The organism is Streptomyces sp. B6B3 (genome assembly GCF_039871525.1).
GTDB lineage: Bacteria > Actinomycetota > Actinomycetes > Streptomycetales > Streptomycetaceae > Streptomyces.
This window is the reverse complement of the sequence record NZ_JBDPLU010000003.1, coordinates 202,462-226,728: the sequence shown is the minus strand read 5'-3', so window position 1 is coordinate 226,728 and position 24,267 is coordinate 202,462. Positions and strand designations below refer to the sequence as shown.

Annotated in this window: 21 protein-coding genes and 2 pseudogenes; 9 read left to right on the top strand and 14 right to left on the bottom strand. The window is 73.2% G+C overall.

Going from position 1 to position 24,267, the window contains the following annotated elements:
• Nucleotides 1-19 precede the first annotated feature (19 nt).
• The 3 genes from ABGB06_RS08690 to ABGB06_RS08680 all read right to left on the bottom strand — a co-directional run bounded on the left by ABGB06_RS08690 (nucleotide 20) and on the right by ABGB06_RS08680 (nucleotide 5,822).
• The gene (locus tag ABGB06_RS08690; RefSeq protein ID WP_347587528.1) at nucleotides 20-1,711 is read right to left on the bottom strand and encodes a DNA repair helicase XPB; all 1,692 of its coding nucleotides are present in this window, start codon (nucleotides 1,709-1,711) and stop codon (nucleotides 20-22) included.
• Between the two features lie 84 nt (nucleotides 1,712-1,795).
• Complete coding sequence (locus tag ABGB06_RS08685; protein ID WP_347586990.1) at nucleotides 1,796-2,722, bottom strand: aminoglycoside phosphotransferase family protein; 927 nt, start codon at nucleotides 2,720-2,722, stop codon at nucleotides 1,796-1,798.
• A gap of 82 nt (nucleotides 2,723-2,804) precedes the next feature.
• Nucleotides 2,805-5,822 carry a helicase-associated domain-containing protein gene (locus ABGB06_RS08680; protein WP_347586988.1) on the bottom strand — a complete coding sequence of 1,006 codons (3,018 nt, stop codon included), beginning with the start codon at nucleotides 5,820-5,822 and terminating at the stop codon, nucleotides 2,805-2,807.
• A gap of 268 nt (nucleotides 5,823-6,090) precedes the next feature.
• Between ABGB06_RS08680 and ABGB06_RS08675 the strand changes: the two genes are divergently transcribed.
• Together ABGB06_RS08675 and ABGB06_RS08670 are read left to right on the top strand one after the other, a co-directional pair.
• The gene (locus ABGB06_RS08675) at nucleotides 6,091-6,942 is read left to right on the top strand and encodes a helix-turn-helix transcriptional regulator (protein ID WP_347586986.1); all 852 of its coding nucleotides are present in this window, start codon (nucleotides 6,091-6,093) and stop codon (nucleotides 6,940-6,942) included.
• A gap of 39 nt (nucleotides 6,943-6,981) precedes the next feature.
• Nucleotides 6,982-7,254 (top strand): DUF397 domain-containing protein, encoded by a 273-nt coding sequence (locus ABGB06_RS08670; RefSeq protein WP_347586984.1) that lies wholly within the window; start codon nucleotides 6,982-6,984, stop codon nucleotides 7,252-7,254.
• On the opposite strand, the gene pstS (ABGB06_RS08665) is transcribed toward ABGB06_RS08670, so the two are convergent.
• The 6 genes from pstS (ABGB06_RS08665) to ABGB06_RS08640 all read right to left on the bottom strand — a co-directional run bounded on the left by pstS (ABGB06_RS08665) (nucleotide 7,241) and on the right by ABGB06_RS08640 (nucleotide 13,543).
• Nucleotides 7,241-8,365, bottom strand: a complete 1,125-nt coding sequence (gene pstS / locus ABGB06_RS08665; protein ID WP_347586982.1) for a phosphate ABC transporter substrate-binding protein PstS — start codon at nucleotides 8,363-8,365, stop codon at nucleotides 7,241-7,243. The two genes, ABGB06_RS08670 and pstS (ABGB06_RS08665), sit on opposite strands and share 14 nt — an antisense overlap.
• 55 nt (nucleotides 8,366-8,420) lie before the next feature.
• Entirely contained in the window at nucleotides 8,421-9,200 is a 780-nt protein-coding gene (gene pstB, locus ABGB06_RS08660; RefSeq protein ID WP_347586980.1) for a phosphate ABC transporter ATP-binding protein PstB, read from the bottom strand.
• 13 nt (nucleotides 9,201-9,213) lie between these two features.
• Nucleotides 9,214-10,305 (bottom strand): phosphate ABC transporter permease PstA, encoded by a 1,092-nt coding sequence (pstA, locus tag ABGB06_RS08655; protein ID WP_347586978.1) that lies wholly within the window; start codon nucleotides 10,303-10,305, stop codon nucleotides 9,214-9,216.
• Nucleotides 10,305-11,258: a phosphate ABC transporter permease subunit PstC gene (gene pstC / locus ABGB06_RS08650; RefSeq protein ID WP_347586976.1), complete on the bottom strand. Its 954-nt coding sequence runs from the start codon at nucleotides 11,256-11,258 to the stop codon at nucleotides 10,305-10,307. The genes pstA and pstC overlap by 1 nt, the downstream gene beginning before the upstream one ends.
• 132 nt (nucleotides 11,259-11,390) lie before the next feature.
• On the bottom strand, nucleotides 11,391-12,500 hold the full coding sequence (gene pstS / locus ABGB06_RS08645; RefSeq protein WP_347586974.1) for a phosphate ABC transporter substrate-binding protein PstS: 1,110 nt from the start codon (nucleotides 12,498-12,500) through the stop codon (nucleotides 11,391-11,393).
• A 209-nt stretch (nucleotides 12,501-12,709) separates the two neighbouring features.
• Entirely contained in the window at nucleotides 12,710-13,543 is an 834-nt protein-coding gene (locus tag ABGB06_RS08640; protein WP_347586972.1) for a response regulator transcription factor, read from the bottom strand.
• A gap of 231 nt (nucleotides 13,544-13,774) precedes the next feature.
• Between ABGB06_RS08640 and ABGB06_RS08635 the strand changes: the two genes are divergently transcribed.
• The 4 genes from ABGB06_RS08635 to ABGB06_RS08620 all read left to right on the top strand — a co-directional run bounded on the left by ABGB06_RS08635 (nucleotide 13,775) and on the right by ABGB06_RS08620 (nucleotide 16,927).
• Nucleotides 13,775-14,890 (top strand): hypothetical protein, encoded by a 1,116-nt coding sequence (locus ABGB06_RS08635; protein ID WP_347586970.1) that lies wholly within the window; start codon nucleotides 13,775-13,777, stop codon nucleotides 14,888-14,890.
• A gap of 162 nt (nucleotides 14,891-15,052) precedes the next feature.
• Nucleotides 15,053-15,667: a Uma2 family endonuclease gene (locus ABGB06_RS08630; RefSeq protein ID WP_347586968.1), complete on the top strand. Its 615-nt coding sequence runs from the start codon at nucleotides 15,053-15,055 to the stop codon at nucleotides 15,665-15,667.
• Nucleotides 15,668-15,821: 154 nt separating this feature from the next.
• Nucleotides 15,822-16,028: a DUF397 domain-containing protein gene (locus ABGB06_RS08625; protein ID WP_347586966.1), complete on the top strand. Its 207-nt coding sequence runs from the start codon at nucleotides 15,822-15,824 to the stop codon at nucleotides 16,026-16,028.
• 110 nt (nucleotides 16,029-16,138) lie between these two features.
• Nucleotides 16,139-16,927, top strand: a complete 789-nt coding sequence (locus tag ABGB06_RS08620) for a methyltransferase domain-containing protein (protein WP_347586964.1) — start codon at nucleotides 16,139-16,141, stop codon at nucleotides 16,925-16,927.
• A gap of 17 nt (nucleotides 16,928-16,944) precedes the next feature.
• Here ABGB06_RS08620 and ABGB06_RS08615 read toward each other — a convergent pair whose 3' ends face one another.
• Nucleotides 16,945-17,841, bottom strand: coding sequence for an NAD(P)-binding domain-containing protein (locus tag ABGB06_RS08615; protein WP_347586962.1), 897 nt, complete (start codon nucleotides 17,839-17,841; stop codon nucleotides 16,945-16,947).
• Between the two features lie 48 nt (nucleotides 17,842-17,889).
• Between ABGB06_RS08615 and ABGB06_RS08610 the strand changes: the two genes are divergently transcribed.
• A complete protein-coding gene (locus ABGB06_RS08610) occupies nucleotides 17,890-18,240 on the top strand; it encodes a helix-turn-helix domain-containing protein (RefSeq protein WP_347586960.1) in 351 nt (116 codons plus the stop codon).
• A 302-nt stretch (nucleotides 18,241-18,542) separates the two neighbouring features.
• Here ABGB06_RS08610 and ABGB06_RS08605 read toward each other — a convergent pair whose 3' ends face one another.
• Nucleotides 18,543-19,070, bottom strand: a complete 528-nt coding sequence (locus tag ABGB06_RS08605; RefSeq protein ID WP_347586958.1) for an aminoglycoside phosphotransferase family protein — start codon at nucleotides 19,068-19,070, stop codon at nucleotides 18,543-18,545.
• A 168-nt stretch (nucleotides 19,071-19,238) separates the two neighbouring features.
• A pseudogene (locus tag ABGB06_RS08600) lies at nucleotides 19,239-19,463 on the bottom strand (3-oxoacyl-[acyl-carrier-protein] synthase III C-terminal domain-containing protein); the annotation flags it as partial.
• A 459-nt stretch (nucleotides 19,464-19,922) separates the two neighbouring features.
• Between ABGB06_RS08600 and ABGB06_RS08595 the strand changes: the two are divergent.
• A pseudogene (locus tag ABGB06_RS08595) lies at nucleotides 19,923-20,225 on the top strand (hypothetical protein); the annotation flags it as partial.
• Between the two features lie 122 nt (nucleotides 20,226-20,347).
• Nucleotides 20,348-22,975 (top strand): rhamnogalacturonan lyase, encoded by a 2,628-nt coding sequence (locus ABGB06_RS08590; protein ID WP_347586956.1) that lies wholly within the window; start codon nucleotides 20,348-20,350, stop codon nucleotides 22,973-22,975.
• A 174-nt stretch (nucleotides 22,976-23,149) separates the two neighbouring features.
• On the opposite strand, the gene ABGB06_RS08585 is transcribed toward ABGB06_RS08590, so the two are convergent.
• Both ABGB06_RS08585 and ABGB06_RS08580 read right to left on the bottom strand, forming a co-directional pair.
• Nucleotides 23,150-23,572, bottom strand: coding sequence for an SRPBCC domain-containing protein (locus ABGB06_RS08585; protein WP_347586954.1), 423 nt, complete (start codon nucleotides 23,570-23,572; stop codon nucleotides 23,150-23,152).
• Between the two features lie 130 nt (nucleotides 23,573-23,702).
• Nucleotides 23,703-24,248, bottom strand: coding sequence for a helix-turn-helix transcriptional regulator (locus tag ABGB06_RS08580; protein ID WP_347586952.1), 546 nt, complete (start codon nucleotides 24,246-24,248; stop codon nucleotides 23,703-23,705).
• Between the last annotated feature and the right edge of the window lie 19 nt (nucleotides 24,249-24,267).

Sequence of the window (24,267 nt, the reverse complement as noted above, 5' to 3'; positions counted from 1 at the left end):
CCGCCCCGGGAGGCGCACCCTAGACGCCGTCCAGCGTCGTCTCGCCCTCGCCCTCCTCGTCCGCGGCCGGCGCGGCGGTCAGCTCGCTGGCGTCGACGATGCGGTAGGCGTAGCCCTGTTCCGCCAGGAACCGCTGGCGGTGCGCCGCGAAGTCCTGGTCGATGGTGTCCCGGGCGACGACCGAGTAGAAACGGGCCTCGTGCCCGTCCGCCTTGGGCCGCAGCACCCGGCCGAGCCGCTGCGCCTCCTCCTGCCGGGAGCCGAAGGTGCCGGACACCTGGATGGCGACCGTCGCCTCCGGCAGGTCGATGGAGAAGTTGGCGACCTTGGACACCACCAGGACGCCGATGTCGCCCGAGCGGAAGGCGTTGAAAAGCTTCTCCCGCTGCGCGTTGGTCGTCTCGCCCTTGATCACCGGGGCGCCGAGCCGCGCGCCCAGGTCGTCCAGCTGGTCGATGTACTGACCGATCACCAGCGTCTGCTGCCGCGCGTGCCGGCGCACCAGGGCCTCGGTGATCCGGCGCTTCGCGTCGGTGGTGGCGCAGAAGCGGTACCGCTCCTCGGGCTCGGCGGTGGCGTACGCCAGCCGCTCGGCGTCGGTGAGGTCCACCCTGACCTCCACGCAGTCGGCGGGCGCGATGTACCCCTGCGCCTCGATCTCCTTCCACGGCGCGTCGTACCGCTTCGGGCCGATCAGCGAGAAAACGTCGGACTCCCGCCCGTCCTCGCGCACCAGCGTCGCGGTCAGCCCGAGCCGGCGCCTGGCCTGGAGGTCGGCGGTGAACTTGAACACCGGCGCGGGCAGCAGGTGCACCTCGTCGTAGAGGATCAGGCCCCAGTCCCGGGAGTCGAAAAGCTCCAGGTGCGGGTAGACGCCCTTCCTGCGGGTCGTCAGCACCTGGTACGTGGCGATGGTGACCGGCCGGATCTCCTTGCGCGCCCCGCTGTACTCGCCGATCTCGTCCTCGGTCAGCGAGGTGCGGCGCACCAGCTCGGCCTTCCACTGCCGGGCCGCGACCGTGTTCGTCACCAGGATCAGCGTGGTGGAGCTGGACCGCGCCATCGCGCCCGCGCCGACCAGCGTCTTGCCGGCGCCGCAGGGCAGCACCACGACGCCCGAGCCGCCGTGCCAGAAGCCCTCCACGGCGTGCCGCTGGTACGGGCGCAGCGCCCAGCCGTCCTCGCGCAGCTCGATCGGATGCGCCTCGCCGTCCACGTACCCGGCCAGGTCCTCGGCCGGCCAGCCCAGCTTCAGCAGCGCCTGCTTGATCTGGCCGCGCTCCGACGGGTGCACGACCACGGTGTCGGCGTCGATGCGGGCGCCGACCAGCGGCTTGATCCGCTTGGTGCGCAGCACCTCCTCCAGCACCGGACGGTCGGTGGTGACCAGCACCAGGCCGTGCGTCGGGTGCTTGGTGAGGGTGAGCCGCCCGTACCGCGCCATGGTCTCGGCGACGTCCACCAGCAGCGACTGCGGCACCGGATAGCGCGAGTACGTCACCAGCGCGTCCACGACCTGCTCGGCGTCGTGCCCGGCGGCGCGGGCGTTCCACAGCCCGAGCGGGGTGACCCGGTAGGTGTGGATGTGCTCGGGCGCCCGCTCCAACTCGGCGAACGGCGCGATGGCCCGACGGCACGCCTCGGCCCGCTCGTGGTCCACCTCAAGCAGCAGCGTCTTGTCGCTCTGCACGATCAGCGGCCCGCTGTCCATGCGCCCCTCCTCGGATGCCGGCTGGTCGGTCGTGGCCAAGCGTCCAGTGTCGCACCTGGGGCTGGGCGCGCGTCGCCGCCCGGGTCAGCGGCGGGCGAGGAGGGAGTCGGCGATGAAGGTGTGGTCGGCGGGGAGGGTGGTCTCGCCGCCCTCGACGAGCCACAGGCTGTTCTGCAGGATCCGGCCCAGCGTCCAGCGGACGGCGCGTTGGCGGTCCAGGGCGACGGTTTCGGTCATCAGGTCGAAGCGGCGCAGCACGTCGGCGGCGTCGGGGACGAAGCGGTTCCAGAGCGCCGGCAGCAGCTCGAAGCAGGGGTCGCCGAGCAGCGGTTTGGGGTCGATGGCGAGCCACGGCTCGCGGCCGGCGGCGCGGGCCCCGGGCAGCGGGGCCAGCACGTTCTGGTAGTGCAGGTCCCAGTGCAGCAGCGCGCCGCCGGGCTCGTCCGCGACCTCGCGGACGGCCGCCGCCCAGTCGGTGAGCAGCCGGCGGTGCGCCGGGTCGGCGAGCCGCGGGGCGGCGGCGCGGACGCGGTCCAGCATTCCGGCCGTCATGTCGCCCAGGCGCCGCAGCCCTGGTGGGGGTGGGGCGGCGACGAGCCGGGCCATCAGCCCGGCGAGCACGGCGAGCGCCTCCATGACGTCGGGCACGTCGTCCAGCGAGCGGCTCGGGTCCAGGGCCTCCAGCAGCATCGTGCCGGACGCGGGGTCGTGCTCCAGCAGCCGCACCGCGCCGTCGCCGCGCCAGGCGCGGAGCGCCGACGGCTCCCCGACGCTCTCCCCGGTGGCGGGCTGCAGCTTCAACGCGGCGCGGGTGCCCGCCCCGGGGCCAGAGGCCCTGGTGACCGGGAGCACCAGCGCGGCCACGCCGTGCCGGCCGGGCCCGGTGGGCGTCAGGTCCCAGCGCTCCAGCATGGTGGCGGCCAGCCCCGGCAGCGCCGCGATCCAGGCGCGGCCGGCCTCGCCCTCGTACTTGGCGTGCGCCTCCGCCAGCGCCTCGGGAACGACGATCATCGGATCACCCTACGGGCCGGGGTCATGCGGCGGCCTCCGGTTTTCCCCGCCTCCGGTCCGCCGCGGTCACCGGGCGAGGCGGTCAACGGGCGAGCTGGTGGGTGCCGGTGATCCGGTGCAGGGGGTAGGTGCGGACCTCCTCGGCGGTGTGGTCGAAACCGGTGACGAAGCCGCCCTCCACCCGGACCGGGGACAGCACCCGCTGTCCGGCGATGCCGTCCGCGCCCACGTAGCCGATCCAGACCGGATCGCCGGACCGGACCGCGTCCTGGAGGACGGCGAGGGTCTCCGCCGTGGAGGTGCGCGGCGGCGCCCCGCCCTCGGGCTCCGGCAGCCGGGGCGTGGCGGCGCCCGCCGCGCCGTCCGGTCCCGGTGCCGCGTGGTCCCCGGCCCGCAGCGCGCGGACCGCGGCGGAGAGCAGCGCGTCGTCCGCGTCGTCCCCGGAAAGTTCGGGCGCCGGGTGCGGGGCGCTGCGCGGCGGGGTGCGGTGCGACGCGAGGCTGAGGGTGAGCACCGCGCCCTCGGCCGTCTCGGCGGCCGGCGCGAGGCCCATCTCCCGCAGCCGGTCCAGGAGGGTGTCGGGCGAGACGTCGGAGACCAGCACGGTCGGGGCCAGCCGGCGCAGCCGCAACGCCTCCGCGCGGCGGTCCGCCAGCAGCTGGGTGAGCGTGGCCTCGTCGTCGCACCGCAGGTAGCTGGCGGCGGCGCCGACCCGCATCCGGCCGTGCTTCCTGGCCACGTCGTCGACGAGGTACGTCAGGGGCTGCGGCACAGGGGTGCGGGAGCGCTTCGCGAGGAACGCGTGCAGCTCGGCGGGGGACCAGCCGGCGTCCAGGGCGCGGCGGACGGAGAACGGCGTGAACCGGAAGACGGTGGCACCGCCGGTCGACTCCACCTCCGCGACCACGGCCATGGCCTGGGCCAGCTCCCGCTCCAGCGGTCCCGGTGCGACGGCGGTGAGGTCCGCCTGGAGGAGGAAGTGGTCGAGCAGGGCGGGCAGCCGCTCGGCGAGCAGCCGCGCGCATTCCGCTTCCCGCGATTCCGGGGTGTCCCGTCCGGGTGCGGATGCGGGCCGGCCCGCACCCGCCGGGGCCTGGGCGGCCCCGGGCCCCGCCGGTCCGCTTCCCGCGGAACCGCCGGCCGCGCCACCGGCCTGGCCCGGGGCGTCGAGGGCCTCGGCGGCCGCGGGGTCCGGGCGGCCCACGGGATGTCCCGGAACGCTTTCCTGGCCGGTGGCTTCGTCGGCTCTGCTCCGTGTCCCTGCGCCGGACGCCTCGGTGGGGTCGGAACCCGGAGGGACCTCTGGATCGCCCGGGACGCTGTCCTGGCGGGTGGCTTCGTCGGCGCGGCCCGGTGCCCCTGCCGGGCCCGCAGCGCCGGACGCCTCGGTGGTGGCGCCGGAGCCCGGCTGGCGCTCGGGATCGCCAGGAACGACGTCCCCGGCGCCGAGTCCTCCGTCGGCCCGGCCCCGTCCTCCTGCCGGGGGCCCGGTGCGGCGGTGGTCCGGGAACGGATCGTCGCCGTCGGGCAGGGCCGGCGCCTTCGTCGGGTGGTCGGTGCGGCGGTCCGCGTCGGCCTCGGCGTCGGTGTCCGAGGTGGCCGGCGGGAGGAGCGCGCGGGCGAAGGAGGCGAGCGCGCCGTGTCCGGTGACGCCGAGCTGTTCGGCCTCGGCGAGCGTCGCGGCGGTCAGCTGGTCGCGCAGGTCCTCGGGCATCCGGCGGGGGAGCTCCCACGCGATGCGCGCGGCGATCGCGCCGGGCTCGGGGGCCTCGCCCGGCGGGAGCTCGGCCAGCAGCGCCAGCACCCGGTGCCGCAGCTCCACCGTCGGGCCCCGGTCGAGTCCCGGGCCGAGCGTGGCGTGCAGCCGTCCCTTGGCGTCCCTGCTCCCGACCAGCCCCGGCACCCGGGTGGCGGCGAGCCACGAGGAGGCGAGCCGCACCCAGCGTCGCTGCGGCGGCTCGGCCAGCCACTCGTCGTACCGCGGGGTGGGCGCGTACCGCTCGTCCGCCTCGCCGTCGGAGGCCAGCAGCCCGGCGCCGTAGGCGAGCTCGATCCAGAACGTCGCCTCCGGCTCGGCCACGTCCAGCGCGACGGCGGTGCGCTTCAGCTCCCGGACGCCGAGCCCGCCGGCGCGCAGCACCGGCGGCCCGTCGGTCTCCCAGGCGGTCAGCAGGGTGTCGACGACGGTCAGCGCCGTGTAGGCGGTGGTGCCCGCCGCCACGTCGGTGGCGAGGGCCAGGTCGGAGCCCGCGCCGGCCGGCCGGACGCGTGTCGTCAGCTCGGGCGGGAGGGGGAGCGGCTCGCGGTGCGCGCCGCCGCCGGTCAGGCCGCGCAGGTGCAGCGCCACCTCCCGGGGCAGCACCACCGTGCCGGGGGCGTGCGGCAGCAGCAGTCCGCGGTCGAGCAGCCACTGCAGGGGCGGTCCGGGACGGGCCGGAACGGCGCCGTAGGGCGGGCCCCAGACCAGCCGGTGCAGCACCGCGAGGGACCGCTCGGGCGCCTGGTCGAGCAGCGCGGTCATCCGCTTCCGGTCGCCGAACAGCTCGGTCAGCGCGGCCACCGCGCTGACCGGGTCGTGGGTCGAGGGCAGCCCGGCCGCGGCCAGCAGCGCCTGCATCCGGCTCGGGGACAGCCGGCCGGCGGCCTCGCCGAGGGTCGGGCCCAGGCCCGTGGCGCTGGGCCGCTCCGGGGTCGGGGCGAGCAGCTCCCGCGCGGTGCGCACCAGCCGGGGAGCCTCCCGCGGCCCCCACACCAGGGCGTGCCGGCGCAGCGTGTCCATCGCGTGCGGCAGCCGCGCCGCGCATTCGGGCCCGGGGAGCAGGGCGGCCAGCGCGTCCGGGTACGGACAGGGCTGCGGCGCGACGCCGAGCGCCTCCGCGGTCTGCAGGGTGAAGGTGTCGAGGCGCTCCAGGGCGCGCAGCACGGACGCCCGGGTGCCGGCCCTGGTGGCCAGCTGGGAGAGGTCCGCGGGCAGCGGCGACAGCAGGTCGGGCCTGGCCCGCAGCAGCCAGGTCAACTCCTCGTCGGTGCGGGCGCGGAGCTCGTCGGCGAGGGTGCGGGGGTGGGGGCGGTCCCCGGTCCGGCCGGTCCCTGGGGTCATCCGCCCAACGGTACCGGCAACCGCGGACATCCGGCATGGAGCGGCGGCCGGCCTCGTCCCGGCCCGCCGGTCCCCCGCGCACCCGCCGTCGAGGGGGCATAGTTACTCCTGATCACTTCCGGCCATCCGCGCCGCTCACGTGTGTGGCTCGTTCCCGCCGGTGCGGTTCGGGCGCAGTGAGGCATATGTACGGCGATGTAGGTGAGTGGACGCAAGGGGTGATGGGGCGGCAGACTCGGGACCAGTCAAGGGAAGGACCGGATGCACGATGCCGCCGAGGGAGAAACCCACCGTACGACAGACCCGACTCGGCGCGGAGTTGCGGAAACTGCGGGAGCGTGCCGGCAGGACAGCGCGGGAGGCCGCCGAGATGCTCGGCACCGACCAGGGGAAGATCAGTCACATAGAGTCGGGACGGATCGGCGTCAGCGAGGAGCGCATTCTGCGGCTCGCGACGTTCTACGAATGCGCCGACCAGGCCCTGCTCGACGCGTTGTGCGCCATCGCCCGGGAGCGGCGGGGGCAGTACTGGTGGGACGAGTATCGGAACATCCTTGCTCCTCGCTTCCTGGACATCGCGGAGCTGGAGCACCATTCGCTCTCGCTGCGGACCGTGCAGACGGTCTCCATGCCGGGCCTGCTGCAGACCCGGGAGTACGCGCTCGCGCTGTTCCGGGGCAGCCCCGAGCTGCCCGAGGACGAGGTCGAGGCGCGCACCGAGCACCGGATGCGGCGCCAGGCGATCCTGGAGCGGGAGGACCCGCCCCGGCTGGAGGCGGTGATCCACGAGGCGGCGCTCCGCATGCGGTTCGGCGGCCGGCGGGTGGCGCGCGGGCAGCTGGACCACCTGATGCGGATGGCGCAGCTGGCGCACGTCACGGTCCGGGTGGTCCCCTTCACGAACGAGGAGTTCTTCGAGATGACGCAGCCGGTCGTCTACGCGACGGGCGTGGTGCCGCAGCTCGACACGGTGCAGATCGACGGCCCGCTGGGCGGCCGTTACCTCGACGCGGATGCCCAGCTCGCCGGGTACCGGGCGTTCCTGGGCCGGACCGACGACGTGTCGCTGGGGCCCGAGGAGTCCCGGCAGCTGATCCACCACATCGCCAGAGAACTGTGAGCCCGACGCCATGAGCGGCGGGCCAGGAGCGGGGATGCCATGAGCGGCGGAGCCAGGAACGGCGGGGCCAGGAACGGCGGGGCCACGAGCGGAGCCGGACGGTGGGAGTGGCAGCGCTCCTCGTACTCCGGTGGCGGCGGCGAGAGCTGCGTGGAGTTGGCGCGCGACGGCCGAGGGCTGCTGCTGCGGGAGAGCGACGCCCCTCCCACGGCGATGCTGCGCACCACGGCGGTGCGGCTGGCCGCGCTCCTCGCCGCGATCCGCGGCGGGCGGCTGGACCGGCCGCGCCCCGCCGGGCCTAGTCCGCGTTGACGCGCCGGATCTCCTCGGTGACCCGGTCCCGCAGTTCCGGGCCCATCCGGGCGTAGCCGAGGTCCTCCGCGACCGCGGCGGCCCGCGTGTCGTTGACCGCCCAGTCCCAGAAGTCCCGGAGCAGCGTGCCCACCTCCTCGGCGTAGCCGCAGCTGTAGGCGAGGATCCAGGTGGCGCCGACGATCGGGTAGCCCTGGCCGCCGACGCCGTCCACGTTGAACTGGAAGTTGTCCGGGATGTCCGCCTCCGCCTCCTCCGAGGCGATGGTGGTGGCCTCCAGGGTCGGCTCGATCGCGTGCCCGTCGGCGTTCACCACCCGCGCGGTGGCCAGGTCGTGCTCCAGCGCGTAGGACTGGTTGACGTACCCGAGGCCGCCCGCGCTGTCCAGCACGGTGCCCGCGACGCCCTCGTTGCCCTCGCCCTCCAGCGTGCCGGCGTGCCAGCCGATGTCCGTGCCCTCGGCGTACTCGTCGGCCCAGAACGGGACCTCCTCGGTCAGGTAGTGGCTGAGCACGTAGGTGGTGCCCGAGCCGTCGGAGCGGTGCACGGGCCTGATCTCCTCGTCCGGCAGGTCGAGGTCCGGGTTGAGGGCGACCAGCGCCGGATCGTCGTAGCGGGTGATCTGCCGGTCGTAGATGCGAGCCAGCACGTCGGCGGTGAGCACCATGTCGTCCAGCGCCGGATCGTTGAGCGCGATGACCACCGAGCCGAAGAGCACGGGGAACTGCACCGCCGGGCAGCCGCGCACGTCCCGGGCGACGGCCAGCTCGCTGGCCTGGAGGTAGCGCTCGGACGAGCCGAAGTCCACGCTCTGGGCGAGGAACTGCTCGATCCCGCCGCCGGAGCCGACCGCCCGGTAGTCGATCGCGACGCCGGTCTCGACGCTGCCGGTGTAGTGGTCCAGCCACTCCTGGAACACCGGGTCGGGGAACGTCGCCCCCGAGCCGGACAGCTGCCCGGAGAGGGAGCCCCGGGTCAGGGCGCCGTCGCCGCCGTCGCCGCCGGGCCGGCAGCCGGTCAGCGTGGTCAGGGACAGCAGGGAGACGAGTGTGCCGAGGGCCAGGGCGGCCATCCCGCCACGGGATGCCGCCCTGACGAGCCGCGTCTGCATGGACCCGTTCCGTCCTTACGCGCTTGAGGTCCGCGGGGCGTGCGTGGTGCCTGGCTCAGCCGAAGCGGCCCGATATGTAGTCCTCGGTGGCCCGGTTGCTGGGCTTGGAGAAGATCTTCGTGGTGTCGTCGACCTCCACCAGGCCGCCCGGCTCGCCGATGGCGCGCAGGTTGAAGAAGCCGGTGGTGTCGCTGACCCGGGCGGCCTGCTGCATGTTGTGCGTGACGATGACGATCGTGTACTCGGCCTTGAGCTCCAGGATCAGGTCCTCGATGGCCTGGGTGGAGATCGGGTCGAGCGCCGAGCAGGGCTCGTCCATCAGCAGCACGTCGGGCGCCACGGCGACGGCCCTGGCGATGCACAGCCGCTGCTGCTGGCCGCCGGACAGGCCGGAGCCCGGCTTGCCCAGCCGGTCCTTGACCTCCTCCCAGAGGTTGGCGGACCGCAGCGACTTCTCCACCAGGTCGTCCAGCGCGGACTTCTTCATCCGCTTGCTGTTCAGCTTCAGGCCGGCCGCCACGTTGTCGTAGATCGACATCGTGGGGAACGGGTTGGGCCGCTGGAAGACCATGCCGATGTGCCGGCGGACGTTCACCGGGTCGACGTTCGACCCGTAGAGGTCCTCGTTGTCCATCAGCACCTTGCCCTCGACCCGGGCGTTCGGCACCAGCTCGTGCATCCGGTTCAGGGTGCGCAGGAACGTGGACTTGCCGCAGCCCGACGGGCCGATCAGGGCGGTCACCGCCCGCGGCTCGATGGTCATGGTCACGCCCTGCACGGCGAGGAACTTGTCGTAGTAGATGTCGAGGCCCTGGACCTCGATGCGCTTGGCCACAGTGAGTCCTTAGCTAGCCGCGGGTCTTGGGGGCGAAGAAGCGGGAGATGAGGCGGGCGACGAGGTTCAGCGCCATGACGATGATGATCAGCAGCAGGGCCGCCGCCCACGCGCGGTCGAGGTACGCCTCCTTCTCGAGGCCCGGGTGCGCGTAGCTGTTGTAGGCGAACACCGACAGCGTCTGCATCTGGCCGTCGAAGGGGTTGAAGTTGTCGCCCGTCGGGTTGCCGACCGTGATCAGCAGCGGCGCGGTCTCGCCGATCACCCGGGCGATGGCCAGGGTGACGCCGGTCGCGATGCCCGCGATCGCGGTGGGCAGCACGACCTTGGTGATCGTCCGCCACTTCGGCACCGCCAGCGCGTACGACGCCTCGCGCAGCTCGTTCGGCACCAGCTTCAGCATCTCCTCGGTGGAGCGCACCACCACCGGGATCATCAGCACGCTCAGCGCGACCGAGCCGATGATGCCCATCTTGGTGCCCGGGCCGAGGAACAGCTCGAACAGCGCGTACGCGAACAGGCCGGCCACGATGGAGGGGATGCCGGTCATCACGTCGACGAAGAAGGTGATGGACCTGGCCAGCCGCCCCCGCCCGTACTCGATCAGGTAGATCGCGGTCATCAGGCCCACCGGCACCGAGATCGCCGCGGCGATGCCGGTGATGATCAGCGTGCCCATGATGGCGTGGTGCGCGCCGCCGCCCTCGCCGACGATGCCGAGCATCGAGTTGTTGAGGAAGTCGGAGTCGAGCCGCGCCAGGCCACGCTCCAGCACGGTGAGGACGACCGACACCAGCGGCAGCAGCGCCAGCAGGAACGCCGAGGTGACCACCGCCGTCACCAGCCGGTCGGTGGCCTTACGAGGGCCCTCGACGCGCCGCGACCAGGCGTAGACGACCACCGTGTAGCCGACCGCGGCGAAGACCGCGCAGAGCGCGGGCGCCAGGCCGGCCAGGAAGCCGGCGACGGCGAGCGCCACGACGACCAGCAGCGTGGCGGGCGCGGCCCGGCGGGGCAGCGAGCCGTGGGTGAGCGGGACGGCCGACGCCAGCAGCAGGTCGGCAGCCTCGTCGTCGTGCTCGTGCTTCTGCAGGGAGGTGGACATCAGTTGGCCCCCGAGAATTCGCGACGCCGGTTGATCACCGCGCGCGCCGCCATGTTGACGGCGAGCGTGACGACGAAGAGGACGAGTCCGGAGGCGATCAGCGTGTTGATGTCGATGCCGGAGGACTCGGGGAAGTCGAGCGCGATGTTGGCCGCGATCGTCGACGGGTTGCCGTTGCTGATCAGGTCGAAGGTGACGACGCCCGCGGACGCCGACAGCACGATCGCGACGGCCATGGTCTCGCCGAGCGCGCGGCCGAGCCCGAGCATCAGGCCGCCGACGATCGCCGAGCGGCCGAACGGCAGCACCGACATCCGGATCATCTCCCAGCGCGTCGCGCCGAGCGCCAGCGAGGCCTCCTTGTGCAGCGCCGGCGTCTGCAGGAACGCCTCGCGGATGATGGCGGTGGCGATCGGCAGGATCATGACGGCGAGCACGATGGCCGCGACCAGCATGGTGCGGCCGGTCTGCGAGGCCGGGCCGTCGAAGAGCGGAATGAACCCGAGGTTCTCCGACAGCCACTCGGTCGGCCCGACCGTCATCGGCGCCAGTTCGGCGCTGCCCCACAGGCCGAAGATGATGCTGGGCACGGCGGCCAGCAGGTCGACGAGGTAGCCGAGGCCGGTGGCCAGCCGGCGGGGCGCGAAGTGCGTGATGAACAGCGCGATCGCCACGGCCAGCGGCGCGGCGATCAGCAGGGCCAGGAACGCGGCCAGCAGCGTGCCGAACAGCAGCGGCCACATATAGAGGATGATGCCGTCGCCGTCGTCGCCGATGTCCTCGGCGGGCGCCCACAGCGCCGGCCACGCCTCGGTGACCAGGAACGCGGCGACGCCGGCGAGGATGACGAGGATGAGGACGCCGGCTCCGGTCGCGGTCCCGGAGAATATCCGGTCCCCCACGCGCTGCGGCGCTCCCCGGCTGCGCGCGTATCCGTTCTTGGTGGACGCCACCGTGCTCCCTTTCATCGTGGTGTGTGGGGCGGGCATCGTGGTGTGTGGGGCGGGGATTTCAGGTCTGGACGGCCGCTGTCCGGGCGGTCGCCCCGAAGGGGACCGCCCGGACCTGGGGAGGCGTCGCGACGGTCAGGAGCCGGAGCCGGTGCCGATCGCGTCCACGGCGGGCTGGATCTGCTGCCGCAGCTCGTCGGAGATGGGGGCGGAGCCGGCGCGGTCCGCGCTCGTCGCCTGGCCCTCCTCGCTGATGATGTACGAGAAGTACTCGCGCACCAGCTCGCCGGTGTCCGCGTCGTCGTAGGTGGTGCAGGCCAGGCCGTAGGAGACCAGGACGATCGGGTAGACGCCGGCCTCGGTGGTGTCCCGGGCCAGGTCGTACGCGAAGTCGTGCTCGCCGCGGCCCTCGACCCGCTCCGAGACCTCCAGCACGGCGGCCGCGGCCTCCGGCGAGTACTCGACGAACTCCTCACCGACGCCGATGGCGGCGGTGCCCAGGTCGCCGGCCTGGCTGGCGTCCACGTAGCCGATGGTGCCCTGGGCGCCCTCGACGGCGCTCACCACACCGGACGTGCCCTGCGCGGACTCGCCGCCGGACACCGGCCAGTCGCCGCTGACCTCGTGCGTCCAGTCGTCGGGGGCGGTGATCGACAGGTACTCGACGAAGTTCTCGGTGGTGCCCGACTCGTCGGAGCGGTTCACCGGGGTGATCGCCTGGTCGGGCAGGTCGACGTCCGGGTTGTCCTCGGCGATGGCCGGGTCGTTCCAGTTGGTGATCTCCTGGTTGAAGATCTGCGCGATGGTGGCCGGCTGGAGGTTCAGCGAGTCGACGTTCTCCAGGTTGAAGACCACGGCGATCGGCGAGACGTACAGCGGGACCTCGACCACGTCGGTGCAGCGCTCGGTCGCGGCGGACAGCTCGCCCTCGTCGTCCGTGAGGTACGAGTCGGTGGCACCGAAGTCGCTGCCGCCGGCGGCGAACTGCTCGCGGCCGGCACCGGAGCCGTCGGGGCTGTAGTTGATCTGGACGTCGGGGTTGGTCCCGTTGAACCCGACCACCCAGGCCTCCTGCGCGGCCTGCTGCGAGCTGGCGCCCACGCCGTCGAGGGTGCCGGACAGGCCCGAGGACCCGCCGTCCGTGCCGCCGTCGCCGTTTGCTTCCTCGTTGTCGCTGCTGCAGGCCGCCAGGGCCAGGGCGGACACCGCTACGATCACGGCGGACTTGGCGCGCCACTTGCGCATGGCCATTGCTCCTTCTGAACGCCAGCCAGCCGGCTGGAACGCGTTGGATGACTTGAAGCGTCCTGGGCAACGTAGGAGCGGCCAGCGAAGCGGTGAGGGCCAGAAGGTGAACAGAAAGATAGGTTCAACGGAACCTGTAGTTTCACAAAAAGAATCAGAATCGTTAAGGAAGGTGTCACCCGACTGAGACCAGGGCGGAGGCCCGCCGGTCAGCTGCCCGGCGGCACCAGCCGGTAGCCCACACCGCGCACCGTCTGGATGATCTCCGGGTGGTGCGGGTCGTCGCCGAGCCGTTCCCTGAGGCGGCGAATGTGAACGGTGATGGTGTTCGAGCGCCGCGCCCCGTCACCCCACAGCTCCGCACGGATCCGGTCACGCGTGATCACCTTCTCCGCGTGCAGCATCAGCAGGTGCAGCAGCTGGAACTCCCGCAACGGCAGCCGCGCCGTGGACACGCCGTGCATCCGCACCTCGTACGTGCTCGGGTCCAGCGTCAGCGGCCCGCACACCAGCGGCTGGTCCCAGCCCCGGTTCCCCCGGTCCGCCAGACTCAGCAGCTGCGCCACCTCGCGCGGCCGGTACGGGCGGGCCACGCAGGCGCTCGCCCCCGCCGCCAGCGCCGGCCCGACCTGGGCGGTGTCCTCGGGCCCCACGCCCAGCACCACCGGGATCGACAGTCGCCGCCGCACCAGCCGCAGCACGGTCGTGCCGTCCACCACCGGCAGCTCGGCCGACACCAGCAGCACGTCCGGCTTGCGCAGCCCGGCCTCCAGCAGCGTCACCGCGCCGTCCGCGCAGTGCACCACCGACACCTGGTACTTGGCGAGTTGGGCGGTGAGTCCCTGCCTGATCCGCTCGTCCGCGTCGGCGAGCAGCACCACGGGGTTCGAACCGAGCGGTATCCGGGCGGCGGCCGGGCCCATCGCGTCGTCCATACCGTCCTCGAGTCCCGCCAGCCGTCCCGCTCCCAGCGCTCCCCGTGCTTCCAGGCCGTGGCGCTGGGCCGCGACGGCCGTGCTGGATGTCGAAGGGCCACTCGCCATGGTCCGACTCCCTGGGGGCATGTGTGGGGTGTCCGGCAGGGACGTTCACATCAAACGAGCCCTGGGTAGCGCGTTGCACGGCTATCGGTGAACCCCCGATGAACAACGGCGTTCCCGCAGGTTTTCCCTCGGTCCCGCGCTGGGCCTGCGGGCGCCGGTCGGTACTGGCTAGCATCGTGGCGGTGGTGCGCGGGACGGACCGCGAACCCGGGCGCGGAGCGTGGGAGTCGGATGGGCGTCGAGGACGAGAAGCTGGTCTACGACTATCTGAGCCGGGTCGGCGACCTGGCGCACGGCACCAGCATGTCCGCCGCCGAACGCGCCGCCCTGGTGAACCGGTTGCGCGACGAGATCGGCCAGCGCCGGGCGGCGGCGGGCGGCGCGGAGAGCAACCGGGAGGTGCGGCGCATCCTCGGCCGGATCGGCCGGCCCGAGGACGTGGTCGCCGCGGCGGCGGACTCGCCCACCGCGCCCTCGCGGGGCCCCGCATCCGCGCCCGCCACGCCGCCGAGGCCGGTGCCCGCGCCCAGGTCGGAGCGGTCGGACCGGGCCGGGCGGTCGCGGGAGGAGGACCGCCGTACGGCCGACCGCGGCGGGTCGGCGGAGGAGCCCTTCGACCAGCTCGACCAGCCACTCGACCAGCCGCTCGACCTGCCGCCGGGCCGGGTGGAGGCGCCCCGGGTGGACACCTGGCGGGACGGCCAGGTCGGCCGCTTCTTCGGCGGCGTGATCCCCGAGCTGCTGCGCCCCGAGTCCGAGGAGCCGGACGAGGACGAACGGGCGGCGCGCCGGCCGCGGCGACGCGTTCCGCTGGACAAGGACTCGGACCGGGACGATGGCCGGGGCCGGGGCCGGGACGAGCGCTACGACGACGGCGACTACGACGAGTACGAGTACGACGACTTCGACGAGGCGCCCCGCGAGGCGGAGCCCGCGGCGGCCCCCACCCGCCCCCGCCCTCGCCCGTTGCGCCGCATCGCCCGGCAGGCGTTCGCCACCGGCCGGGTCGGCGGCCCGTTCGAGCTGCTCGGCGTCGTGCTGCTGGTGGCCGGCGCGGTCGCCGGCTCCATCTACCCCCTCGGCCTCGGCTGGGCCCTCGCCTACTGGTCCCCGCGGCTCAGCCGGCGCGAGGCCCAGTGGGCCACGTTCGGCGGGCCGGGACTGGTCGCCGGCGGGTACGGGCTGTGGCTGTTCGGCCGGGCCAACGGCTACTGGGGCGAGCCCCTCGTGGAGGGCGCGGCCGGCGACGCCCTCGCCGACCACTGGGGCATGCTGCTCCGCATGGCCGCCCTGACCAGCGCGGCCTTCCTCCTCTGGCGCGCCCGCCGCCCCCGCCGCGACGGCTGAGCCCCGGCGGGCGGCGGACACCACCGCGGCGTTCACGGGCCCCGCCGTCTCGTTCACCTGACCCGCCCCCGGCGTCAACGGCGATCCGCTCGCTCATCACTTCCGGTGGGGATACGGTCAGACCGAGGACATGATCCGCATGGCTCGACCACCCTGACCGTCATGGGAGCGCTGATGACAGAGCGGCGTCCAGTGCAGGCCACTCCGGAGAACTGGATGCTGCCTCCCGAAGAGGGCTGGACATACGACCAGGTCAAGGACCTGGACCTGCCGTTCGACTGGGAGCTGGTGTGGGGAAAGATCAGGCCTCGAGGAATGACCAAGCTGTGGCACGACCGGGTGCGTAACCGGCTCTACGGCCATCTGTTCAACGCACGGCGTACCCCGCTGGCCGTCGAGGCCGAGCACTGCGTCATGATCGCCGAGGACACGGTTCTCAAGCCGGACGTCGTCGTGTTCGACAGTACCGGTCTGGACATCTTCACCTTGGAGTGCGTCCCGGTCGAGAACGTGCGGCTCGTCATCGAGGTGGTTTCGCCCGGTTCACGTCAGGAGGACCGCTTCCAGAAGCCCGGCATCCTGGCCGAGGCCGGCGTCCCGCACTACTGGCGCGTCGAGCGCGGCGACGACCATTTCCCCGTGGTGCACGAGTTCTGGCGCCACCACGAGGTTGGCACCTTCGCCCCGGCTCCGGATCGCGCAACGCACAGGCGCACCCTCAAGACGGACGTGCCGTTCCCGATCGAGATCGACCTGCACGGCCTCGTCGAGTTCTGACCTCCTCAAGGCGGTCGGCCCATGCGCCGTCTGTGGCGTGTTTCGAGGTCGAGCACAGCGGTCAACCCGTCGACGATCTGCTCAGGTCCGCCGCGCTGCCGCCGGCGGCGTCCCTTGAGCTGATCGAATCGGTGGCGAGAGGCTACGACGAACCATGACGAAGAACGAAGTGGGCACCGCAGCCTGGCGCACATCCAGCCACAGCAACGGCAACGGCGGGAACTGCGTCGAGGTCGCGGACGGGGTTCCCGGCCTCGTGCCGGTGCGGGACTCCAAGGACCGCGCCGGGTCGATCCTCCTCATCCGGGACTCCGCCTGGTCCCCTTTCCTCAACTTCCTCGCCGAGGAACGTCTGGGATAGCGGCGGTCTGCCGGAGTCCGGCACAAGGAGGCACCAGCGGGATCTGCTGTCAGCGAGTAACGCGCGGGACGGCTGGGCTGATCGGCGTCCCTCCTGCCAGGGTGGTGGGCATGGCTCTGGGATTTGGCGGCGAGGTCGCCGAGTACTACGCGCGGTTTCGGCGGGGGTATCCGCCGGCCGTTCTCGACGCGATCCAGGACGCGTTCGCGCTCGACGGTGACGATGTCGTGCTGGACCTCGGGTGCGGCACGGGGCAGCTCGCGGTGCCGCTCGCCGAACGGGTCGGATCGGTGGTGGGGATGGACCCCGAGGCGGACATGCTCCGGCTGGCCCGGGAGACGGCCGCCGCGCGGGGCGTGCGGAACATCACCTGGGTGCTGGGCGCCGACACCGACGTGCCCGCCGCCGGTGTGCTGCTCAACCGGCGCGGGCTGGGCGCGACGGTCATCGGGCAGGCGTTGCACTGGATGGACCACGACGAACTCTTCCGCGTGCTCGCGTCGTTGACGCGGATCGGCGGCGGCGTCGCCGTGGTCGCGAACGGCGAACCCGCCTGGCTGCACGGCACCGACTGGTCGCGCGCGTTGCGATCGTTCCTGGAGGACCACCTCGGCCAGCGGCTCACGGCCACCTGCGGGACGGGCCCGGCGGACCGCGAGCGGTACGCCGGCGCCCTGGAAGCCGCGGGTTTCGAGGGGGTGCGGGAGATCGCGGTGGACTACCGCGACGAGCTGACCTTCGACGATCTCGTCGGCGGCGTGTACTCCGCGATGCCCGTCGACGCACTCCCGACCGCCGCCGACCGCCCGGCCTTCGCCACCCGCCTCCGCGAGGCGCTGCCACCCGCGCCGTACGTGGAGGATGTGCGCGTCTCGATCCTCGCGGCCCGCCTGGGGTAGCGAGGCTGGGTCGTGACCTAGCGGCGGCTGAGGAGCTCCGTGACGCGGATGAAGCCGTCCGTGCCGTGGCCGAGGCCGATGACGCGGCGGGCCAGGCCCTCGGCGGCGCGCATCACGCTCGCGTCGATGCCGTGCGCCTCGGAGGCGTGCACGATGTGGGCCATGGAGGAGGCCGCCGAGGTGATCGGGTTGACGTCGCCGGAGTAGTCGCCCCGGTCCACGCCCTCGGCGAGCTCCTCGATGAACGGCGGGATGATCTCGCCGATGCCCCTGGCGAACGGCGCCAGTTCCGTCGCGGTGACGCCCTCCGCCCGCGCCACGGCCAGGGCGTGCGCGTAGCCGGCCATCGCGGTCCAGAAGATGTCGAGCAGCGCGATGTCGTACGCCGCCGCCCGGCCGATCTCCTCGCCGAGGTGGGTGTGGCTGCCGCCCAGCGCGTCCAACACCGGCCGGTGCTCGGCGTAGAGGTCCCGCGGGCCGCTGTGCAGGAACACCGCGGCCGGCGTGCCGATGGTGGTGGTCGGGGTCATGATCGCGCCGTCCAGGTAACGAACGCCGTGCGCGGCGGCCCACGTCGCGGCGTCCCGGGCCCGGTCGGGGGTGTCGGCGGTGAGGTTCACCACCGTGCGGCCCTTCAGCGCGTCGGCGACCGCCGCGCGCCGCAGCACGGCGTCGGCGGCGTCGTAGTTCACCACGCAGACCACGGTCAGCGGGCTCGCGGCGACCGCCTCCTCGGGCGATCCCGCGCCGACCGCCCCGCGCTCGACCAGCTCCCGGTCCCGGCCCGGCGTCCGGTTCCAGACCGCGACGCGCAGGCCGGCCTCCAGGAACGCGCCCGCCAGGGCCCGACCCATCGGACCGAGGCCGAGCACGGTGACGGCAGACTGGTCGGTGTGTTCGGTGTGCGAGGACATGATCCCTCTCCTTGGTAATCGGTATGAACAGCAACAAAAGGGGCGCATATGACGCGCGGACGTGCCCGTGATCCGAACGTCTGTGGAGTGACCGCCGCGATCGCCGTGATCGACGGCAAGTGGAAGACGGCGCTGCTCTGGCTGCTGGAATCGGGCCCGCAGCGTCCCGGCGAACTGCGCCGGCGGCTGCCGGGACTCAGCGAGAAGGTGCTGACTCAGGCGCTCCGCGAGATGGAGACCGACGGGCTCGTGCACCGGGAGGTGCACGACGTGCTGCCGCTGAAGACCGTCTACTCCCTGACCGGGTTCGGTCGAGACCTCTCCGAGGCGCTCGCCCCCCTCTCCGACTGGGGCCACCGCCGCCTGGAGATGCTCACCGAGGCCGAGCCCGCCTCCTGACGCGTCACCTCGCCGTCACCCTGCCCTTCCGCCGTCTCCCGGCCGGCCCCTCGACCGCCCCCACCAGGGTCTCCCCGCTGGCCCGCGCCGCCAAGTACCCACAAAAAAGTGGGTAGCGCGCCGTCACTCGACCAGGTGGCGGTGGGACAGGGTCCAGTCGATGCGGGTCCGGAGTTCGTCGAGGTGGCCGTTGGCGGCCCAGGTGGCCTGGGGTTCGTGGCCTCGGGCCGCCAGGTCGGCCGCGATGGCACGGGTGGCGCGCTGGGCATCGGCGACCGCGTCGACGATGCCGTCGGTGGAGGTCAGCCCGTAGGCGGCGCAGAAGAGTTCGACCCTCCCCCAGGCCCTGGGGGCCTGGGAGGTACCCCCAGGCGGCGGTTCGGTGGCTCCGGGTAGCGCAGCCAGCGCAACGCTTCGGCGTCGTCCCGGAACGGGGCCGCGTACTCCAGCGCGTACGCCACGTCGTGCAGCGGTGCCGCCGGGTGGGCGAAGTCCCAGTCGATGAGGCCGACCGGGCGGTGGTCGCGCCAGACGACGTTCCACGGGCCGAAGTCGCCGTGGCAGATCACCTGGCCGTCGCCGGCGCCGCCGGTGCCGACGGCCCAGGCGACGTCGTCCGGCGGCGTGAAGCCGGCGGCGGCGTCGTGGTAGTCGCGCAGCAGGCGGGCGAACGCGGCCAGGCCGTCGTCGGGCACGATCGGGGCCCAGCCCAGCGGTCCCGCGTCGCCGTCGATGTGGCTGAGGATCTCCCGGCCCTCGGCGTCGAGGCCGAGGACGCGCGGCGCGTACGGGAAGCCGACCGACTCCAGGTGCCGGAGCAGGGCGTGCACCGCCGGCGTCCAGGGCTGGACGGCCGGCGCACGGTGTCGCCGATCCGGACGACGCGGCGGTGCGGGGCGTCCTGCAGGGTCAGCTCGGTCGCGTCGTCCGTCATCCGGCCGACGGTAGTCGGGGCGTGCTCGTCCGCGCACGGCGATTACTCCCGGCGCGGAAGGCGGTCAGGGGCAGGCGACGACCTGGCCGGCCCAGGACAGGCCGCCGCCGAAGCTGAGCAGCAGCACGAGCGCGCCGACGGGGAGTTCGCGGCGCTCGACGAGCTTGGACAGGGCGAGCGGAACGCACGCGGCGGAGGTGTTGCCCGAGTCCACGACGTCCCGGGCGACGACCGCGTCCGGCGCCAGGTCGAGCTGGCGCACCACGGACTCGATGATCCGCAGGTTCGCCATGGGGGCACCTCCCAGGCCCCCGAGGGCCTGGGGGAGGGCGACGACGCCGGCGGCCAGGCGTTCCCCGGCGGCTGCCTGTTCACCACGGTGTCGGTGGAGTTCGACGCGCGCGGCGGCCCGGCTGCTGCTCTGGCGCCGGCGCCCGGTCCAGGACCTCCGGCTCGCCGTCGCGGCGGGCGAACTGCCGGCGGACGCCGATCCGGAGCAGGCGATGTTCGAGCCGATGGCCCTTTACCTGGTTACCTGGTGCTGAACCAGGCGATCCAGCTGCACGCCGACCCGTCCGCCCCGGCGCGCGCCCGCGAAGATCCGCCGGACAGGGCCTAGGCTCGGGCACTCGCTGATCCGGCCCGCCAAGTGACATCGTGCGCGTTCCGTCCCGGTGAACGGGACGCCCCGCGCACGGTCCCGGAAACGCGCCGGGCGCTGCCCGGCCACGTCGTCGGGCGCGGGCCCCTGCGGCTCGAGGACGCGCGGCTGTTCGACCTGCCGAAGGAGCCGCCGGCGATCGCCGTGGCGGCCGGCGGGCCGCGCGCGGCGCGGATCGCCGCCGCCACCACGACGGTCCGCGAGGAGGACGTGCTCCGGCAGTTCGCCTGCGGCCCCGGCCCGGCCCGTACCGTGGCGGCGGCCGAGGCGTTCGCCGAGGCCGGCTTCGACCGCCTGGTGCCGCAGAACGCGGGCCCCGACCCGGACGGCTTCCTCGACGTCTGCGCCAGCGAACTCGACGCCCCGCTCCGCGCCCTCCCCGTGGGCTGACGCCGTTCGGCGCGCGATGTATTGACGGCCGGTGGGTGAGTACGTAGCGTCCCGCGCTGTCGGCGTTATTGAAACGACTCAATGAATGACGAGGCGCCGACTCACGCTCGGAGGGCGAGGACGTGCACCACGTACGAACACACCGGGGAGCCAGACACGGAGGCTGGAGGGCCGCGCTGCTGGCGCCGCTGCTCGCGGGGAGCCTGGCGGCGACCGGCGGGGCACCGGCGGCCGGGGCCGCCGGGTCCGACGGCGGGAACGGGAACGGCGGCGGGTCCGACGCCGTCCAGCTGGAGCGACTCGACCGGGGGCTGGTGGCCGTGGAGACCGGCGAGGGGGTGTTCCTGAGCTGGCGGCTGCTGGGCAGCGAGGTGACGGGCGCGACCGAAACGGGCATGGCCGGCGCCGACTTCCACGTCTACCGGGACGGCGAGCGCGTCGCCACCGTCACCGACAGCACCAACTACCTGGACGCCGACGCCACTTCCGGCGGCGAGTACCGGGTGGCCGCGGTCGTGGACGGCGTCGAGGTGGACCTCAGCGACCCCGTCTCGGCCTGGTCGGACGGCTACTACGAGATACCGCTGACCCGCCCCGCGGACGGCGTCACCCCCGCCGGCGAGGACTACACCTACACCGCCAACGACATGAGCGTCGGCGACGTGGACGGCGACGGCGCCTACGAGTACCTCGTGAAGTGGTACCCGTCGAACTCCAAGGACGTCTCCCAGGTCGGCTACACCGGCAACACCTACATCGACGCCTACGAGCTCGACGGCACGCTGCTGTACCGGATCGACCTCGGCGTCAACATCCGCTCCGGCGCGCACTACACGCAGTTCCCCGTCTACGACTTCGACGGCGACGGCCGGGCCGAGCTGATGATGAAGACCGCGCCGGGCACCAGCATCACCCGGTACGACGCGGACGGCGACGTCGCGTCGGAGGAGTACGTCACCATGCCCCGGGCCGACGTCCGCGCGGGCTACACCCACCAGGACGACTACCGGCTCAGCGCCGAGGGCTACTACGACCATCTGGTCGAGGTCTTCCAGGGCTGGGACGAGCACCCCGAGGTGGTCGCGGGCAACTGGCCGGCCACCATCGAGGAGGCCCTCGGCATCACCGACCGGGAGCCCTACGACTACCCGCTCTCCCGCGCCGACGCCGAGTCGCTCGTGGACTACTTCGTGGACGTGTACGCGCCCAGCCGGAGCAGCCGCAACCAACTCCGCGCGTTCGAGGGCTTCGTGCTGGAGAGCCCCGAGTACCTGACCGTGTTCGACGGCGCCACCGGCGCGGAGCTGGAGACCATCCGCTACAAGCCGGCCAGTCACGACGACGGGCTGATGTGGGGCGACTACGCCATGAGCCGCATCGAGCCGGGCAACCGGGTGGACCGCTTCCTCTCCGGGGTGGCCTACCTGGACGGCGAGCACCCCTCGGCGATCTTCGCCCGCGGCTACTACACCCGCTCCACCGTCATCGCCTACCGCTGGGACGGCCACCACCTGCGCGAGGAGTGGTACGCGGACAGCGGCTGGACCCCGATGGGCAACCCGTTCAACGACAGCCCGCACGGCGTCGACGGCACCAACCCCGAGTACGCCACGCTGACGACGCAGGGCTTTCACTCGCTCAGCGCCGCGGACGTGGACGGCGACGGCCGGCAGGAGATCGTCTACGGCTCCGCCACGCTGGACGACGACGGCGACCTGCTCTACAGCTCGTTCGACGAACTGCCCGAGGGCAGCGCGGACCCGGGCGCGACGGTCCGGCTCGGACACGGCGACTCCATGCACGTCACCGACATCGACCCGAACCGCGAGGGCCTGGAGATCTTCGCCTCCCACGAGGGCGGCACGTACGCGCCCTACGGCTACAGCATGCGCGACGCCGCCACCGGCGAGGTGCTGTTCGGCGGCTACACCGGCGTGGACACCGCGCGCAGCATGATCGGCGACATCGACCCCACGCTGCCGGGCTACGAGACCTGGGCCGCGGGGCCCGAGGACGGCACGGACGGTGTCGTCGGCAGGTGGAGCGCGACCGGCGAGCGGCTCGGGGACACCATCCCGGGCCGCAACCAGAGCATCCGCTGGGCCGCCGACCTGACGACCCAGCAGATCAACGGCGCGACGACCGAGACGTACACGACGCCGACCATCGACGACTGGACCCGCGGCACCCTGCTGACCGCCGAGGGCACCACCACCAACAACTGGTGGAAGGGCAACCCCTCGCTGGTCGCCGACGTGTTCGGCGACTGGCGGGAGGAGTTGTTCCTGCCCACCCTCGACCAGGACGCGATGCGGGTCTACGTCAGCACCGAGGTCACCGACCACAAGATGTACACGCTGATGCACGACCCGCAGTACCGGGCTGAGGTGGCGCGCCAGCAGACCACCTACAACCAGCCGTCGTATCCGAGCTTCTACCTCGCCTCCGACACCGACTGGTCGCAGGTTCCGGTGCCCGACTTCCACGCGCCGGGCGCCGTCGCCGCGCTCGCCGACTCGGTGGCGGAGCACCACGAGAACGGCGAGGTGGACAGGCTGGCCGCGCTGCGGCTGACCGCCGCCGCCGAGGAGGCCGAACGCCACCTGGACCGGGGCCGGACCGACCGGGCCGTGGCGGCGCTCGAACGCTTCGCCGGCATCGTGGAACGGCCCTGGCCGGGGCGGGTCTCGGACGCCGCCCGGGCGGCGCTGGCCCACCAGGTGGCCACGGTCACCGCGTCGCTGAGCTGACGCGGCCGGCCGCGCTCCCCCGGCGACCCGCGGCAGGGGCGCCCGGACCAGCCTCCCCCGGTCCCTCGGGACCGGGGAGGCGCGCCCGGTCGGGCGATCCGCGCACCCCTCGCCCGTCGCCGGGCACCCAGGCGCCGCCCCCGGCGGCACCTGAAGTCGGCGTCCTCCGGGCCGTCAGCGCTTGTCCAGGAAGGTGGTCAGCCAGTCGAGCAGCATGCCGGTGCCCTGCTCGGACATGTCGCGCTCGGCCTCGGTGTCGCAGGCCTGGGTGATCGTGATCCGGGTGGTGCCGGGGGCGGTGCCCTCGTCCAGGGTCATGGTCATCAGCTCGGGGTCGGGCTTGTGCGGCACGTCCATCGCGATGACCAGCCGCCGGTCCTGCTCCACCTCCGGATAGCTGCCGCTCAGCGGGAAACTCTGGCCGTCCGGGGTGACCATGACGGCCTGCCACTTTCCGCCGGGGGTGACGTCCTGCTCCACGGAGCCGGGCGCCGCGCCGCTCCACGCCTCGTACTGGGCGGGGTCGGTCCAGGCGGTGAATATGTCGGCGGCCGAGGCGTTCAGCTCGCGGGTCAGGGTGTAGGAGTGCTGGCTCATGATCTGCTCCGTTCGATGGTTCCCCCCGCTGGTGCGAGGTGAGATGACCGGTAGACCGCGGTCGCGGGGGAAACTCATCGGTGCCGCCCAACCGTTCCCCGATCGGGGAGGAATTCCGGGCGGTACGGGTTCAGCCAGCGCTCCAGCCGCCCTCGCCCAACCGCCGCGGCTCGGCGACCGGTTCGGTGGCCTGGCCGTCGGCCTGGGCGTCGGGGCGGAACTCCCGGCAGACCGTGCGCGCGGTCTGGTGCGCCAGTTCGGCGAGCCCGGCCGGGGTGCGGGGGTCGTGCATCAGGCGGAGGCAGATCCGGACCAGCCGTCCGCGGATGTCCTCCGCGACGACGGGAGCTTCCTCCGGCCGGCCGCGGCGGAGGGCCTCGCCGAGCACCCCGCCGGTGTCCAGCAGCCGGTCGAGGGAGGCGGCGAGCTTGGGCGAGGGCGGCTGCTTGCCGTTCAGCACCCGGGACAGGTAGGCGGGGTCGTAGTTGATGGCGCGGGCGGCGGCGCGCATGGAGTAGCCGCCCTCGTGCAGCGCGCGGCGGGCCAGCGTCGCGAACGCGGCGGTGCCGTGCGGGTCGGTGCCGTGCGGATCGATGGGCTGCGGGTCGGTGAACTGTCGGTTGATGGGCTGCGGGCGGGCAGGGCGTGACACATGGATGCGTGACAGGTCGGTCATGACGTTCCCCCGTCTGTTC

What these genes read in the sequence shown, in the direction of transcription:
- ABGB06_RS08610 (WP_347586960.1), top strand. Translation starts at nt 17,890, where the DNA reads ATGACGCGCGGACGTGCCCGTGATCCGAACGTCTGTGGAGTGACCGCC.
- ABGB06_RS08635 (WP_347586970.1), top strand. Translation starts at nt 13,775, where the DNA reads ATGGGCGTCGAGGACGAGAAGCTGGTCTACGACTATCTGAGCCGGGTC.
- ABGB06_RS08675 (WP_347586986.1), top strand. Translation starts at nt 6,091, where the DNA reads ATGCCGCCGAGGGAGAAACCCACCGTACGACAGACCCGACTCGGCGCG.
- ABGB06_RS08580 (WP_347586952.1), bottom strand. Translation starts at nt 24,248, where the DNA reads ATGACCGACCTGTCACGCATCCATGTGTCACGCCCTGCCCGCCCGCAG.
- ABGB06_RS08615 (WP_347586962.1), bottom strand. Translation starts at nt 17,841, where the DNA reads ATGTCCTCGCACACCGAACACACCGACCAGTCTGCCGTCACCGTGCTC.
- ABGB06_RS08685 (WP_347586990.1), bottom strand. Translation starts at nt 2,722, where the DNA reads ATGATCGTCGTTCCCGAGGCGCTGGCGGAGGCGCACGCCAAGTACGAG.
- ABGB06_RS08640 (WP_347586972.1), bottom strand. Translation starts at nt 13,543, where the DNA reads ATGGCGAGTGGCCCTTCGACATCCAGCACGGCCGTCGCGGCCCAGCGC.
- ABGB06_RS08585 (WP_347586954.1), bottom strand. Translation starts at nt 23,572, where the DNA reads ATGAGCCAGCACTCCTACACCCTGACCCGCGAGCTGAACGCCTCGGCC.
- pstS (WP_347586974.1), bottom strand. Translation starts at nt 12,500, where the DNA reads ATGCGCAAGTGGCGCGCCAAGTCCGCCGTGATCGTAGCGGTGTCCGCC.
- ABGB06_RS08620 (WP_347586964.1), top strand. Translation starts at nt 16,139, where the DNA reads ATGGCTCTGGGATTTGGCGGCGAGGTCGCCGAGTACTACGCGCGGTTT.
- pstA (WP_347586978.1), bottom strand. Translation starts at nt 10,305, where the DNA reads ATGTCCACCTCCCTGCAGAAGCACGAGCACGACGACGAGGCTGCCGAC.
- ABGB06_RS08680 (WP_347586988.1), bottom strand. Translation starts at nt 5,822, where the DNA reads ATGACCCCAGGGACCGGCCGGACCGGGGACCGCCCCCACCCCCGCACC.
- ABGB06_RS08670 (WP_347586984.1), top strand. Translation starts at nt 6,982, where the DNA reads ATGAGCGGCGGAGCCAGGAACGGCGGGGCCAGGAACGGCGGGGCCACG.
- ABGB06_RS08625 (WP_347586966.1), top strand. Translation starts at nt 15,822, where the DNA reads ATGACGAAGAACGAAGTGGGCACCGCAGCCTGGCGCACATCCAGCCAC.
- ABGB06_RS08630 (WP_347586968.1), top strand. Translation starts at nt 15,053, where the DNA reads ATGGGAGCGCTGATGACAGAGCGGCGTCCAGTGCAGGCCACTCCGGAG.
- ABGB06_RS08690 (WP_347587528.1), bottom strand. Translation starts at nt 1,711, where the DNA reads ATGGACAGCGGGCCGCTGATCGTGCAGAGCGACAAGACGCTGCTGCTT.
- pstS (WP_347586982.1), bottom strand. Translation starts at nt 8,365, where the DNA reads ATGCAGACGCGGCTCGTCAGGGCGGCATCCCGTGGCGGGATGGCCGCC.